At 71.8% G+C, this 12,927-nt stretch carries 11 protein-coding genes, 1 tRNA gene and 1 riboswitch; of the genes, 5 read left to right on the forward strand and 7 right to left on the reverse strand.

What is annotated here, in order from left to right:
• Nucleotides 1-32 precede the first annotated feature (32 nt).
• Nucleotides 33-109 (forward strand) — tRNA-Met (locus tag I5731_RS00505).
• Nucleotides 110-389: 280 nt separating this feature from the next.
• On the opposite strand, the gene I5731_RS00510 is transcribed toward I5731_RS00505, so the two are convergent.
• The 4 genes from I5731_RS00510 to I5731_RS00525 form a co-directional block, all read right to left on the reverse strand.
• Nucleotides 390-947 (reverse strand): manganese efflux pump MntP, encoded by a 558-nt coding sequence (locus I5731_RS00510; protein WP_197309395.1) that lies wholly within the window; start codon nucleotides 945-947, stop codon nucleotides 390-392.
• Between the two features lie 77 nt (nucleotides 948-1,024).
• Nucleotides 1,025-1,138: riboswitch (yybP-ykoY riboswitch) on the reverse strand.
• 84 nt (nucleotides 1,139-1,222) lie between these two features.
• Nucleotides 1,223-1,780 (reverse strand): DUF924 family protein, encoded by a 558-nt coding sequence (locus I5731_RS00515; protein WP_197309396.1) that lies wholly within the window; start codon nucleotides 1,778-1,780, stop codon nucleotides 1,223-1,225.
• Between the two features lie 54 nt (nucleotides 1,781-1,834).
• Nucleotides 1,835-3,640 carry a monovalent cation:proton antiporter-2 (CPA2) family protein gene (locus tag I5731_RS00520; protein ID WP_197309397.1) on the reverse strand — a complete coding sequence of 602 codons (1,806 nt, stop codon included), beginning with the start codon at nucleotides 3,638-3,640 and terminating at the stop codon, nucleotides 1,835-1,837.
• A 120-nt stretch (nucleotides 3,641-3,760) separates the two neighbouring features.
• A complete protein-coding gene (locus I5731_RS00525; RefSeq protein WP_197309398.1) occupies nucleotides 3,761-5,011 on the reverse strand; it encodes a glycosyltransferase in 1,251 nt (416 codons plus the stop codon).
• A 124-nt stretch (nucleotides 5,012-5,135) separates the two neighbouring features.
• Here I5731_RS00525 and I5731_RS00530 point away from each other — a divergent pair, with 124 nt between their 5' ends.
• A complete protein-coding gene (locus tag I5731_RS00530) occupies nucleotides 5,136-6,149 on the forward strand; it encodes a class I SAM-dependent methyltransferase (protein WP_197309399.1) in 1,014 nt (337 codons plus the stop codon).
• A 16-nt stretch (nucleotides 6,150-6,165) separates the two neighbouring features.
• On the opposite strand, the gene I5731_RS00535 is transcribed toward I5731_RS00530, so the two are convergent.
• The 3 genes from I5731_RS00535 to mnmA form a co-directional block, all read right to left on the reverse strand.
• Nucleotides 6,166-6,855, reverse strand: coding sequence for an exopolysaccharide biosynthesis protein (locus tag I5731_RS00535; protein WP_235981455.1), 690 nt, complete (start codon nucleotides 6,853-6,855; stop codon nucleotides 6,166-6,168).
• 176 nt (nucleotides 6,856-7,031) lie between these two features.
• A complete protein-coding gene (locus I5731_RS00540) occupies nucleotides 7,032-7,706 on the reverse strand; it encodes a class I SAM-dependent methyltransferase (RefSeq protein WP_197309400.1) in 675 nt (224 codons plus the stop codon).
• A gap of 114 nt (nucleotides 7,707-7,820) precedes the next feature.
• A complete protein-coding gene (gene mnmA, locus I5731_RS00545; protein WP_197309401.1) occupies nucleotides 7,821-9,002 on the reverse strand; it encodes a tRNA 2-thiouridine(34) synthase MnmA in 1,182 nt (393 codons plus the stop codon).
• Between the two features lie 462 nt (nucleotides 9,003-9,464).
• Here mnmA and I5731_RS19640 point away from each other — a divergent pair, with 462 nt between their 5' ends.
• The 3 genes from I5731_RS19640 to sciP all read left to right on the forward strand — a co-directional run bounded on the left by I5731_RS19640 (nucleotide 9,465) and on the right by sciP (nucleotide 12,634).
• A complete protein-coding gene (locus tag I5731_RS19640; RefSeq protein WP_235981456.1) occupies nucleotides 9,465-11,450 on the forward strand; it encodes a flagellar hook-length control protein FliK in 1,986 nt (661 codons plus the stop codon).
• A gap of 66 nt (nucleotides 11,451-11,516) precedes the next feature.
• Nucleotides 11,517-12,227 (forward strand): flagellar hook assembly protein FlgD, encoded by a 711-nt coding sequence (locus I5731_RS00555; protein ID WP_197309402.1) that lies wholly within the window; start codon nucleotides 11,517-11,519, stop codon nucleotides 12,225-12,227.
• 131 nt (nucleotides 12,228-12,358) lie between these two features.
• Entirely contained in the window at nucleotides 12,359-12,634 is a 276-nt protein-coding gene (gene sciP / locus I5731_RS00560) for a CtrA inhibitor SciP (protein WP_197309403.1), read from the forward strand.
• The last annotated feature ends 293 nt before the right edge of the window (nucleotides 12,635-12,927 follow it).

The following is a 12,927-nucleotide window of genomic DNA, read 5'->3' on the forward strand; positions in this document are numbered from 1 at the left end:
GCAGGGCGGGTCTCACCCGCCGCTTGTGGCACAGCAGAGTAGCTCAGTCGGTTAGAGCGACGGACTCATAACCCGTAGGTCGGCGGTTCGATTCCGCCCTCTGCTACCACCGCTCCCCCTTTGAAGGCAGACTGCCGCATTCGCCGGAACGACCCGGCGGACGCCTCGGCTTTTGCCTCGCCCTTCGAGACAGGCGCTGCGCGCCTTCCTCAGGACGAGGGAAAAGGACAAAAGTCTGAGCGAAAACGAAAAACCCTCGAAGGCCTCACCCTGAGGAAGCCGCGCAGCGGCTGTCTCGAAGGACGAGGCCGGGTGCGCCGGCCCTTCCGCGTCTTCCGAGCCCGGAAGGTGCAAACAAGGGCGATGTCACCTTTTCGCCCCCGCCACCTTCACGCGCTAAGATGCTCGATCAAAATCGAAACGCCGAGGCCGATGAGGGCGAGGCCGGCGAGGGCGGCGGCGTAGCGGCCGAAGCGGTCGCCGATCAGCCGGCCGACCAGCATGCCGCCCGACGCCATCACGAAGGTGGCGGCGCCGATCGCCAGCGCGATGACGAGGATGTCGACGTCGAGGAAGGCGAGCGAGACGCCGATCGCCATGGCGTCGAGGCTGGTGCCGACGGCGGTGGCGAGCAGCACCGTCCACGAGCGGCCGGGGACGGCCGCCCCTTCCCCGCCGGCGACGGCGGCCCAGGTCATGTGCAGCCCGACGGCGGCGAGCAGGCCGAAGGCGATCCAGTGGTCGACCGCCTCGACGATGCCGCTGGCGGCAACGCCGGCGAGCCAGCCGAGCACCGGCGTGATCGCCTCGACGACGCCGAACACGGCACCGGTGCGCAGCGCCTCGGCGACGCGTGGACGGCCGATGGCGGCGCCGCGGCCGACCGAGACGGCGAAGGCGTCGACCGACATGCTGACGGCGAGCAGCAGGATGGTGAAGGGGGACATGGCGGCAAACCCGGCGAACGCATGAGACCGGGAGCGGGACGCCGGCTCGCAGCGGCGATCAGCTCCACGGTCTGGCCGAGCCGGCGTCCGCCGGCTGGTCGCGCCACGCGCCGGATGCGCGAGCCTGTTGACGCGACCCCGCTGCCCGGCAGCGGTGGTTACTCCCCGATGCGGCGCGAATAACTTAGTTGCGAAATAAGGTCAAGTATTTCAAATACTTGCACATTATAGTCATTCGCATTCGCAACGGCATCCGCCGCGCGGCCGGCGGGTGCTCACCCGGAAAAACCGCCGGCGTCGAGGAACGCGCGCTCCGCCTCCGTCGTGTCGCGGGCGAGGATGGCGTTGCGGTGCGGGAAGCGGCCGAAGCGGGCGACGATGTCGCGGTGGCCGAGGGCGTGGTGCAGGCCCTCGGCGTCGCCGGCGGCGCGGTGCAGCGCGACGGCGAGCTCCTGGTCGGCGAGCGCCTCGGAATGCGAGAACGGCAGGAACAGGAACACCCGGAGTTCGACCTCGATGCCGAACTGGTGGCCCTTGCCGACCGCGAGGCGGGCGAAATGGCGGGCGAGCGGATCGGTGGCGTACATGTGGCCGGTGCCGCGGAAGACGTTGCGCGGGAACTGGTCGAGCAGCAGCATCAGCGCCAGCGCGCCTTCCGGCGTCTCGATCCAGTCGTCGTGCTCGCGGCGGGCGACGGCGAGGTGCAGGTCGATGAACCGGTCGCGGAAGCGGCGGTCGAACGCCGGGTCCTTGGTGAACCAGGCCTCGCGGCCGGCCTCGCGCCAGAAGCGGCAGACGGCGTCGTGGCGGGGCGCGGCGGCAGGGTCGGTCATGTGGGTCCTCGGGCTCGTCGGATCGGGGTCGGAACGCCGCGTCGGCGGCAGCGGTCAGGGATCGCCGGGGGTTGCGACCGGGCTGCGCTCGGGCTCGCGCGGCATCAGGCCGGTCGGCACCTTCGGCAGGTTGCCGAGCAGCAGGTCGCGGCCGGCGTAGATGCCGCCGCCGAGCTGCATGTCGAGGCGTTCGGCATCGCGGCGGCGCACGTCGGCCACCACCTCGGCGACGTCCTCGCGGGCGGTGCCGAGGGTTTCGAGCACCTTCGCCCCGAACAGCAGCGCCGATTCGAAGGTCTCGCGCATCTGGAGGTCGGCGCCGGCGTGGACGAGCTCGATGGCGTGGCCGCGGTCGAAGGCGCGGGCGAACACCGGCGTCAGCGGATACTCCGCCTTGCACAGCTCGACGATGCGGGTGGCGGCGACCTTGTCGTCGACGCAGACGAGGATCGCCCGGGCGTGGTGGGCGCCGGCGGCGTGCAGGATGTCGAGGCGGGCGCCGTCGCCGAAATAGACCTTGGAGCCGAAGGTCGCGGCGGCGCGGATCATGTCGGTGTCGTGGTCGATGATCGAGATGTCGATGCCGCGGGCGAGCAGCGGCTGGCTGGCGATCTGGCCGAAGCGGCCGTAGCCGATCAGCAGCAGGCTCGAATGCAGGTCGTGGGCGACGTCGACGCCGTCCATCGACTGGCCGGCCCGACTGGTGACGAAGCGCAGCCCCATCACCGCGAACGGCGTCAGCGCCATCGAGATGATCACGGTGGCGGTGAGGCGGGCGTGCAGCTCGGCGTCAAGCAGCCCGACGCCGGCGGCGGCGGCATAGAGCACGAAGGCGAACTCGCCGCCTTGCGCGAGCAGCGCGGTGCGGGTGATCGCCTCGTCGTGGCGGGCGCAGATCAGCCGGGCGACGACGTAGATGCCGAGGCCCTTCAGCACCATGTAGCCGGCGACGAGGGCGAGGATCTCGGCCCAGGCGCGCGCGATGACGGCGAGATCGAGCGACATGCCGACGCCGAGGAAGAACAGGCCGAGCAGGATGCCGCGGAACGGCTCGACGTCGGCCTCGAGCTGGTGGCGGAAGGTCGATTCCGACAGCAGCACGCCGGCGAGGAACGCGCCCATCGCGGCCGAGAGCCCGCCGAGCTGCATCGCGAGCGCCGAGCCGAGCACCACCAGCAGCGCCGCGGCGGTCATCACCTCGCGGGCGCCCGCGGCGGCGAGCAGGCGGAACAGCGGATTGAGCAGGAAGCGGCCGGCGATGACGAGGCCGGCGACGGCGGCGGCGGCGATGCCGAGCTCGATCCAGCGCTCCGCCGCCGACACCGTCTCGGCCGACGGCGCCAGCAGCGCGACGAGGGCGAGCAGCGGCACGATCGCGAGGTCTTCGAGCAGCAGGATCGAGATCACCCGCTGGCCGGCCGGCGTCGAGGCCTCGCCGCGCTCGGTGAGGATCTGCATCACGATGGCGGTCGAGGAGAGCACGAAGCCCATGCCGGCGACGAAGGCGACCTGCCAGGAAAAGCCGGCGAGGATGCCGAGGCCGGTGAGCAGGGCGCCGCAGACGGCGACCTGCGCCGCGCCGAGGCCGAAGATCTCGGCGCGCAGGTTCCATAGTCGCGAGGGCTGCATCTCGAGCCCGATGATGAACAGGAACATCACCACGCCGAGTTCGGCGACGTGCAGGATAGCGCCGGCGTCGGTGAAGAGGCCGAGGCCGAACGGGCCGATGGCGAGGCCTGCCGCGAGATAGCCGAGCACCGAGCCGAGCCCGAGCCGGCGGAAGATCGGCACCGCGACGACGCCAGCCCCGAGCAGGGCGACGACCTGGACCAGTTCACCCGTGCTCGCGCCACCCGCCATGCCGTTGTCTCCCCGCTTCGAAACGGCGCTCCGAGAGGCCGGTGCGCGCCGCCGCGTCGATCGGACCATAGCGGCACAGGCGTCTCGCGCAAATGACGCGGCGGCCACGCTCGGCGATCGTCAGGCCGCCCGCGGCGGCACGCGGCGCGCCTCGACCAGTGCGACCGCCCGGGCGAGGCCGTCCTCGGCGGCCATCGCGGCGGCGAGCGATTCGGCCGCGGCGGGATACGCGGCATCGCCGGTCAGCGCGTCGAACCGCGCCGCGAGAGTCCGGGCATCGGCCTTGCCGAGCGGCAGCGGGGCGGGCCCCGCGCCGAGTTCCGCCACCCGGCGCGCCCAGAAGAACTGGTCCATCAGGATCGGCGTCACCAGCGTCGGCCGGGCGGCGCGCAGGCCGGCCGCGGTGGTGCCGGCGCCGCCGTGATGCATGACGGCCTCGACGCGCGGCAGCAGTTGCCGGTGCGGCACGAAGCCGACCGGATAGATGTGCGCCGGCAGGTCCGCCGCCTCGATGCCGCCCCAGCCGCGCCCGAGCACGGCGCGGCCGCCCCAGTGGCGCAGCGCCTCGAGCACGATGCTGCGATTGCGCCTGGCGTTCCAGAGCATCGAGCCGAGGCTGACGAAGATCGGCGCCGGCGATCGGGACAGAAAGTCTTCGAAGGGCTGGCTCGGACGCCAGGGGCGCTCGGCCTCGGGAACCCAGTCCCCGGTGACGACGACATTCGCCGGCCAGTCGGCCGGGGTCGGCACCAGCGCCGGGCTGTAGGCGTGCAGCACCAGGTTGGGCGGCGCCCGCCGCGCCGGGTCGACCCGCACCCCCGCCTCGCCGGCAGCCGATGCGACGGTTCTCGCGACCAGCCGGCGTTCGAGGTCGACGAGGCGGTAGCTCGCGCGGTTGAGCGGACCGAGCTGCGTGGTGCCGAGGGCGCAGAGCGGGAAGGCCGAGGTGGCAACCACCGGCTGCGGCGCGGCGAGGACGCTGAACACCCCCATCGCCGCGGCGACGTCGGGCACGAAGGGCAGCATCGGGTGGTAGACGACGACGTCGGCGCGGCGCAGGTGCGGCACGATGCGGGCGACGACATCGGCGGCCACGTCCTTGGCGAGTCGGAGGACGGCGAGCGGCAGCCGCAGCAGGTCGAGCGGACGGTGCCGTACGATCATGGCGGCCACCGGCCCCTGCAGCACGTCGCCGAGCCCGGTGGCAATGGTGAAGAAGGCGAGCCCCTCCTCCTCGACCTGCGCCCGGAACCCGGCGGGACCGCCGATGGTGACGGTGTGGCCGCGTTGCGCCAGGGCGCGGCCGAGGGCGAGATAGGGCAGAAAATCCCCTTGCGTCCCGATCGAAAGCAACAGGATATTCGAAGCCAACGGTGATCTCCGCCCGACGATCCGCCCGTCGGCGAACCATGCCGGCGGTCCATCTCCCCCTTGCCCCGGCGCAATCTTCCAGCTACCGGGCGCTTCGCGCAACCCCGACCACGGACGCCAGCCCATGCAGTCAGTTCCGGATCCGGTCGCGACGCCCGCCCCGCGGCCATCCGGCAAGGCGGCGAAACCGGCCAAGGCGGCGAAGCCGCGCACGCCGCCCTGCCCCATCACCGGCGGGCGCAGCAAGCTGGTGCAGAGGATCTCGACGAGCCTGCTGATCGATCTCTGGCGCATCATGGGCAAGGTCGACGTATCCGACCACTATCAGGGCCTCAGCCACGTCCATCTCTACCAGTCCGACTGCGGGCTGATGTTCTTCCACCCGCCGATTCCCGGCAACGCCGCCTTCTACGGCACGCTCTACAAGCGCTGGAACGCGCACGGCCTGCTGCAGCGCGGCGCCGAGCGGCGGCAGGAGTTCCTGCGCGCCGCACGCCACGTGCGGCCGGGCGACCGGGTGCTCGACGTCGGCGGCGGCGAGGGCGACTTCGGCCGCCATGTGCCGGCGGCCGACTTCACCGCGATCGACCCCTATGCGCCGCCCGAGGCCGACGCACGCGTGCTGCGCGTCACCGCCGCGCAGCACGCGGACGCCGCCGCGGGCAGCTACGACGTGGTGACGGCGTTTCAGGTGCTCGAGCACGTCGAGGATCCGCGCGGCCTCGCCGCCGATCTCGTCCGGCTGCTGAAGCCCGGCGGGCTGCTGATTCTCTGCGCGCCGACGCATCCGTCGATTCTCACCGAGGTGCCGAACAACCTCGTCAACGCACCGCCGCATCACCTCACCTGGTGGAACGAGACGGCGTTCGCGGCGCTGGCCGCCGAGTTCGGGCTCGAGGTGCTGGAGAACGAGGTGCTGCCGGGGTCGCCGCACCAGACGCTGTTCGGCTGGCTCGACCGCTTCCTGATCGTGCGCACGCGCGGCGCCGCGGGCGGGCCGTACTACGCGCACCGCTGGAGCTGGCACGCCGGCCTCGCGATCGGCTACAGCCTCGCCTGGGTCGCGGACAAGGTGCTCGGCGAGCGCGCCGTGGCGCGCCCGTCGGACGGGTTTCTCGTGGCGCGCAAGCCGCTCTGACGCGGACGCTCCGGCCTCAGAACAGCGCGTGGACGAAAGCCTTGGCGGCGATCCAGAGCGCGCCGGAGATCGCGACCAGCACGGCGACGCTTGCCGCCGTCGCGACCCAGCCCGCGATCGCGGCGATGCCGTCGCGTTGCAGCAGGGCCAGTGAAAACAGCACGATGGCAAGGCCCGGCAGCATGTTGCCGAGCGGGATCGGCAGAAACAGGATCACCGCCAGCAGGAAGCAGGCGATGCCGATCAGCCGGTCGCCGACGATGCCGAACATCACGTCGAAACGCGGCGCGAGGAAGCGCTCCAGCCGGCGCAGGTAGGGCAGCGTGCGACCGACGAGGCGCTGGAAATCCTCGCGCAGGATCGAGCGCCCGGCGATGAACTTCGGCAGCCACAGCGTGCGCCGGCCGACGGCGAGCTGGGCGGCGATCAGAATCAGCGGCGCCCCGAGCACCGAGGAGGTGCCGGGCGGCAGCGGCAGCACGTTCGGCACCGCGAAGATGAACATCAGCGCGCCGAACACGCGGTCGCCGAACACTTCGGCGAGCTCGGAAAAGAAGATGCGCTCGTCGGCCTCGTCACCGATGCGGCGCAGCACGGTCGAGAAGCGCTGGGCGCGCGACGTGGGGCGACGACGGGTGAGCAGGCCGGCGAGCCGCCGGCGCCCGGTCTTGGGCGCGCCTTCGTTGTCCGGCATGGTGATCGTCATCTGCGCCTTTTACCGCCCGCCATGCCAGTCGCTGCGATGCGGCGGGAGTTCGCCTCCCGCCCTCGCGTCGTTCGGTGCCGCAGGGGCCAGTCGGCGGATGCCGACCGGGCCTCTTCGGCCGTTCCGAGCATGATCGCACAGCTTGGTTGCGCGCATGTGAACTTCCGGCGCCGAACCTAGGCTTCGGCTTCGAATTCGAGCAGCCGGTAGAAGCCGGAAAGCCCGGCGGGGCGGTCGCCGACGAAGCGCAGGCCGGGATGGCCGGCGAGCGAGCCGGCGGTGACGCGCGCGTTCCAGCCGAGCCGCCGGCTGATCGGCGCGAGCAGCGTGCCGAAGAACGCCTTCGGCCCGCTGTCGGCGGCGAAATGGCCGAGCACCAGCACCCGGCCGCCCGGCTTCACCACCCGGCGGATTTCGGACAGCACGGCGGCGGGATCGGGCACCACCGTCATGACGTACATCGCCATCACCGCGTCGAAAGCGCCGTCCGCGAAGGTCATCGCCGAGGCGTCCATCTCGTGCACGGTCGCCGACGTCGAGAGGCCGTGCCGGGCGATGCGGCGGCGGGCGATCGCCAGCATGTCGGGACTGAGGTCGATGCCGACGACATCGACGCCGCGCGGATAGAACGGCAGCGAGATGCCGGTGCCGACGCCGACCTCGAGCACCTTGCGGGCGCCTGCCGGCAGGGCGGCGACGGCGGCGCGGCGCGAGCCGTCCATGATCGGCCCGAAGATGTGGTCGTAGACCGGCGCCCAGCGGGCATAGGCCCCGACGACCTCCTCCTCGCGCAGTCGCTGTACGGCGCGTGCGGACGCGCCGCGGCTCCTCGTCCTGTCCTGCCCCGCCATCGCTCTCCCTTTCGATGGTTGCTGAAAGCCGGCCGGCTGCAAGGCGGACCGTCGCGGACTCAAGGTCCGGACGGCTCGGTTGGTTCCGCCTCGGTGGCCGGCGCGGCGACTTTTTCAGCCGGAAAGCTGGGAGAGCACCAGACGACCCCCTGCCGCACGCCCCGTGGCGAGCGCGGCGGTCGACGAGATGAAGCCGCCGCCGAGCACGCGGGCGCCGTCGTCGAGGCTCTCGTAGAAGACGCAGGCCTGGCCGGGCGCAACGCCCTGCTCGCCGTCGGCGAGGTCGACGTAGACGGACCCGCCCTCGGCGTAGAGCACCGCGGCCTGGGGCGGGCGGCTGGAGCGCACCTTGACGAAGATGTCGAGCCCGTCCTCGGGCAGGTCGGCGAGGCGGCCGTCGCCGAGCCAGTTGACGTCGCGCAGCGTCAGGCGGCCGGTGAGGAGGGCCTCGCGCGGGCCGACGACGACGCGGCGCTGCGCCGCGTCGAGCTTGACGACGAACAGCGGCTCGCTGAAGGCGATGCCGAGGCCGCGGCGCTGGCCGACGGTGTAGTGGATGATGCCGTCGTGACGACCGAGCACGCGGCCGTCGACGTGGACGATCTCGCCGGCCTCGGCCGCGTCCGGCTTCAGCCGCTCGATGACGTCGGCGTACTTGCCGCTCGGCACGAAGCAGATGTCCTGGCTGTCGTGCTTGTCGGCGACGACGAGGCCGAGGTCGCGCGCGATCGCCCTGGTCTCGGCCTTGGTGAGGTCGCCGAGCGGAAAGCGCAGGAAATCGAGCTGGGCCGGCGTGGTCGCGAACAGGAAGTAGCTCTGGTCGCGGTCGAGATCGACCGGGCGATAGAGCGCGCGGCCGGTCGCGGTGCGGCGCGAGCGGACGTAATGACCGGTGGCGAGCGCCGCGGCGCCGAGGTCGCGCGCGGTCTCGAGCAGGTCGGAGAACTTGACGGTCTGGTTGCAGGAGACGCAGGGGATCGGCGTCTCGCCGTGGATGTAGCTTTCGGCGAAACGGTCGATGACGGCGCTGCGGAAGCGCTCCTCGTAATCGAGCACATAGTGCGGGATGCCGAGCGCGGTGGCGACCTCGCGCGCATCGTGAATGTCCTGCCCGGCGCAGCAAGCGCCCTTGCGGTGGACGGCGGCGCCATGGTCGTAGAGCTGCAGCGTCATGCCGACGACGTCGTAACCCTGCCGCTTGAGCAGTCCCGCGACCACCGACGAATCGACGCCGCCCGACATGGCGACGACGATCCGGGTGTCCTCCGGACGTCCCGGCAGATCGAGGCTGTTCATCATCGGCTTTCCTGATACTCCCGCCGGCCACGCCGGAGCGCCCGTCGTCGCCGCGCCCGTTGTCTAGGCGCCTGACATCGAAGCGCCACACATCGCCGCGACCAGCGCCGGACCTGCGGCCGGCAGCCCGTCGGCGCCCGTGTCCGCCGGGCAAAGATGGTCGTTGACCCGCGCCCGGTCAAGGCGAACTCGCCCCCCGCGCGCGCCCGCCGGGCGGCATTCTGCAGGGCGCGCCCGGCAGAATTTTCCGCGGCCGGGGTACGTCCTGCCGGGCACGCCGCCGCGCCGCGCGCCGCAAGGTGCCCCGACCGGGATCGGATGACGCTCGCCGGCCGCGCTGTCAAGGGCGCAAGCCGTTCGCGCGGCACGCGGTTTCGGCTTTTGCTTGCCGGGCCGGCGACGGACGCCGCGGCTTGGCGCGCGGCTTGCTGAAGGGAGAGCAACCGAGCAGCCGGAACCGCCATGACCATTGCCGTCGCCAGACCCGCCGTTCTCCCGGCCGCCGCCCCGCTCGCCGGGGCCGCGCCGTCCTCCGGCGACCAGGGGCTGTTCGCCGCGCTGATTGCCGGCACCGCGCCCGAGACGCCCCCCGCCGCCTCGGCCGCCAGCCCCGCGGCGGAGCCCGGCGCGGCGCGGGCGCCCCTCGCGGCGCTGCCCGAGGGCGCCGAGACGGCTGCCGAAGTTCCGACCGCCGCGGTGGACGCCGATGCGCCCGCCTCGGCCGCCGCCGGCTATGCCGCCCGCATCGCCGGGATCAACCGGCCGTCCGCCGACGACGGGCTCGTGGAGCGCCCGGTGCTGCCCCCCGGCGAGGACGGTTTCGGGTTGGAGCGGCCGTTCTTCGACGGCAAGGCGAAGCCCGCCGACGACACCGTGCTGGAGCGCCCGTTCTTCGACGGCAAGACCAAACCGGCCGACGAGGCCGTGCTGGAGCGCCCGTTCTTCGACGGCAAGACCAAGCCCGCCGACGAGTCCGTGCTGGAGCGCCCGTTCTTCGACGGCACGATCAAACCCGCCGACGACACCGTGCTGGAGCGCCCGTTCTTCGACGGCAAGTCCAAGCCCGCCGACGACACCGTGCTGGAACGCCCGTTCTTCGACGGCAAGGCGAAGCCCGCGGATGACACCCTGCTGGAGCGCCCGTTCTTCGACGGCAACACCAAGCCCGCCGACAACGCATTGTTGGAGCGACCGTTCTTCGACGGCAAGACGAAGCCCGCCGACGACACCGTGCTGGAGCGGCCGTTCTTCGACGGCAGCGGGATCATCGCCGAGCGGCCGGTCATCATGCCGGGTGACGACGCGAAGCAGGTGCTGGAGCGTCCCTTCTTCGATGCGAAGAGCGGCGGCGAGCTGGTGCAGCGGCCGGTCGTCGATGCAGCGGGCGTGGCGCCGGCCGGCCCGGCCAAGGCCGGACTGCCGGAGACCGCCGCCGCGGCGGCCGCCGATGCCCCGATCGACCTCGCCGGCGTGACGACGATCCGCGGACGGACGGCCGCGGACACGGACGCCGCCGCACCGCCGGCGCCCGTGGCCCGGCCCGAGGCGTCCCCCGCGGTCGCCGCGCAGGCGGCCGCGACGCCGATCCAGCCGCAACTCGCGGCAGCGTTGGCCGCCGCCGCACGACTGGTGCCGCCAGCGAGCGGACAGGCCGCGCCGCCGCCGGACGACGCCGGGGCCGCGCCGGAGACCGCCCTGCAGCCGGCGACCAGCCAGCCGGCGACCGGCCAGCCCGGCAGCGGCCAGCCGTCCGCGATTGCTGCGGCCATCGCCGCGGCGGCCGCCGGCCCGACGGCCACGACCGGCCAGCGAGCCGCCGGCGTCAGCGCGGCCGCCGCGGCCTTCGCCGACCGGATGACGGCGCTGGTCGCCGACGATCTCGCGACGGACGACGCCGGTGACGCGGGCGACGGTGACGGTGGCGACGCCTTCCTCGCCGCGCTCGGCGGCAATACCGGCTCGGCCGCGACGCAGACGGCCGGCCTTGCCACGGGCCTGCCGCACGGCGCCTCGGCCGCCGCCCATGCCGCGGCTGCGGCGGCACTCGGCCGGCAGATCGCCGCCCGCGCCGGCAGCGGCGAGACGCGCTTCGAGATCCGCCTCGATCCGGCCGAGCTCGGCCGCGTCGACGTCGAGCTCGAGATCGACAGCGACGGCACCACCCGGGCCCATATCGCCGTCGAGCGGCGCGAGACGCTCGACCTGATGCTGCGCGACCAGCGCATGCTGGAGCGGGCGCTGCGCGAGGCGGGGCTCTCGACCGGCGACGGCGGCCTCAGCTTCTCGATGCGCGGCGACCAGGGCGGCGACGGCCGGTCGTGGCGCGACGCCCGGCCCGCGGCGCGCACGCCGGTGACGACCGAGGACGAGACGGCGCCCGCCGCCGTGGTCCAGGCCGCCGGCTTCTACGGACATCGGTCGGCGACCCGCGTCGACATCAGGATCTGACGGCCGGCGCCCGCCGGCCGCGTGACCAGGAATTGAGGACGGCGCCCGGCGCCGCGGAGACCGACCATGGACATCTCGACGCTCGCTGCGGCCCAATCGACCTCGACTTCGTCGTCCTCCTCGGCCTCGTCGAGCAGCACCTCGACGTCGGCCGCCTCCGCGACCTCGGCGATCTCGCTCAACAACAACTTCGATACCTTCCTGAAGCTGCTGACGACGCAGATCCGCACCCAGAACCCGCTCGACCCGACCGACGCCGACAAGTTCACCGAGCAGCTGGTGCAATTTTCCGGCGTCGAGCAGCAGATCAAGACGAACAGCAATCTCGAGACGATCATGTCGACGCTGGCGACCAACGCCGCGCTGGGGCTCGTCAACTACATCGGCAAGACCGTGACGGCGAACTCGGACACGACCCTGCTCAGCAACGGCAGCGCGAAGTGGACGTTCAACCTCGCCAAGAACGCCGAGACGGTGGACGTGACGATCCGCAACAGCGCCGGCGCGGTGGTCAGCACCAGCACGATGTCGGCGCAATCGGGCGACAATCTGCTCGCCTGGGACGGCGTCACCAATGCCGGCACCACGGCGCCCGACGGCAGCTATTCGGTCAGTTTCCAGGCCAAGGACGCCGACGGCAAGGCGGTCGCCGTGTCGACCCGGGTGACGGGCCGGGTGTCGGCGATCGACACCTCCAAGGCCGAACCCATGCTATCAATCGGGGCCACGGTGATCCCGCTCAGCAAGATCCTGGCGGTGAGCGAATCCGGAAGTTAACCAAAAGCTTCAGGAGGCACCCGCCAACCCCTTCCAATTCTTACCGAATTGTTGAGGTCGGATTAGCCGAATTTTAAAGCGCGGCGCGTAATCTCGGTAACTGGACAGGTCGGGTTCAGTGTGAGAGTACGATGACCGAGCAAATGCGTCCGCGTGTGAAGTATGTGATCGGGCCGGACGGAAGCCCGCTGACGATCGCCGATCTTCCGCCGGAGAACACCAAGCGGTGGGTGATCCGGCGCAAGGCGGAAGTGGTGGCGGCCGTTCGCGGCGGTCTGCTCTCGCTGGAGGAAGCCTGCAATCGCTATACGCTGACGGTGGAAGAGTTTCTTTCCTGGCAGCAGTCGATCGACCAGCACGGCCTCGCCGGGCTCAGGGCTACCCGGGTACAGCAGTATCGCCCCTGACGACCGCATCGCGGTTCGACGGCAGGGTCCCCGATCGGGGGCCCCGACAAGACTTCGAACGACGAAGGGCCCGGATGCGAATCCGGGCCCTTTTTTCGTCCGCCGTCCGGGGCCCGGACGTGCGCGCGAATCTCCGCCGCCCTCGCAGATCGCAACGCCGCCACGCCCCGGCGACGCCACCCGGCAAAATTTGCCGGGTCGCCTTCACGCTTTGCCAACGAAAATTCCGCGGCTTTCGGCGGTTCCGTGCGGCGACCTCGGCATCGTTAAGAACTTGTTTACCAAACTCGTGC

Origin of the sequence: Methylobrevis albus, from assembly GCF_015904235.1 — a bacterium.
In the GTDB taxonomy this organism is placed as follows: domain Bacteria; phylum Pseudomonadota; class Alphaproteobacteria; order Rhizobiales; family Pleomorphomonadaceae; genus Methylobrevis_A; species Methylobrevis_A albus.